The organism is Erythrobacter epiphyticus, assembly GCF_034653295.1.
Classification (GTDB): domain Bacteria; phylum Pseudomonadota; class Alphaproteobacteria; order Sphingomonadales; family Sphingomonadaceae; genus Erythrobacter.
This window is the reverse complement of record NZ_JAYEEU010000015.1, coordinates 1-1,005: the sequence shown is the minus strand read 5'-3', so window position 1 is coordinate 1,005 and position 1,005 is coordinate 1. Positions and strand designations below refer to the sequence as shown.

Sequence of the window (1,005 nt, the reverse complement as noted above, 5' to 3'; positions counted from 1 at the left end):
ATTGAGCCAGCCGCGCTTCTGCCAGCCGAAGATCCACTGGGTCATCCCGTCGATGACATAGCGGCTGTCGGTGTGGATCGTAACGGCGCAGGGCTGTTTGAGCGCTTTCAGCCCTTCGAGGATCGCGGTCATTTCCATCCGGTTGTTGGTGGTGTGCGCCGAGCCAACGACAAACTCCTTCTCGTGCGCGCCCATCCGCAACAGCGCCGCCCAGCCACCGGGGCCGGGATTGCCCTTGCAGGCGCCATCGGTGAACATGTCGACCTGTTTCATCGCTCGCGTGCCTAGGCGTCGCGGGCCGGTTCAGGCAAGCGCACGCGCGCCTTCGCGGTCGTAAAACTGCCAGCGTTCCAAAAATTGCATCGGGTTCTTGCGGGTGACGAGCGCATCATCCGGGGATGGTCGAGACCGAATTCACGCTGGTGCGCACCGGCAGCCAGGAAGCCAGCGACAAGCTCTATGCCGGCGTCCACCCGATGACCGGCGCGGACATTGCCGACACCATCGGCTGGATCGCCAGCCTGCCGCCGCATCTCAACATCAACCGGATCGAGCTGATGCCGGTCAACCAGGACTTCGCGGGCTTCCGGGTGGCGCGAGAAAACTAGCCTGCACTGTCTTTTCCCGTTCGCCCTGAGCTTGTCGAAGGGCTGTTTTTTCTTTCCCCGCACCGCACTTGAAGAAAAGACGGTGCTTCGACAAGCTCAGCACGAGCGGGTGTTGAGATTGCTATCTAGAGACCAAAGATGACCTCCAACCGCCGCACCTTCGCGATCATTTCGCACCCTGACGCGGGGAAAACCACGCTGACCGAAAAGCTCCTGCTTCAGGGCGGCGCGATCCACCTTGCGGGCGAGGTCAAGGCCGGCGGGCTTTATGCGCGGCTTGCCCGGTTGCAGTTTGCGGCCGAGGCGGCAGCCTGATCGCGGGCGCGATTTTTCGACCAAGCGCGGACCTGACCTGACAAGCTGCGGTGATCCGCCGACAGGCTGGTGTATGCCGCTG

1 protein-coding gene and 2 pseudogenes are annotated in these 1,005 nt (G+C 62.7%); 2 read left to right on the top strand and 1 reads right to left on the bottom strand.

Annotated features, from left to right (window positions below; all coding sequences use genetic code 11):
* A partial coding sequence (locus tag SOQ14_RS14170) for an RNase H family protein (RefSeq protein WP_322898776.1) occupies positions 1 to 273 on the bottom strand: 273 nt, incomplete at its 3' end.
* 119 nt (positions 274 to 392) lie between these two features.
* Here SOQ14_RS14170 and SOQ14_RS14165 point away from each other — a divergent pair.
* Positions 393 to 608 (top strand): annotated as a pseudogene (locus tag SOQ14_RS14165) (NADP-dependent 3-hydroxy acid dehydrogenase); the annotation flags it as partial.
* Between the two features lie 138 nt (positions 609 to 746).
* Positions 747 to 893 (top strand): annotated as a pseudogene (locus SOQ14_RS14160) (GTP-binding protein); the annotation flags it as partial.
* Positions 894 to 1,005: the final 112 nt, after the last annotated feature.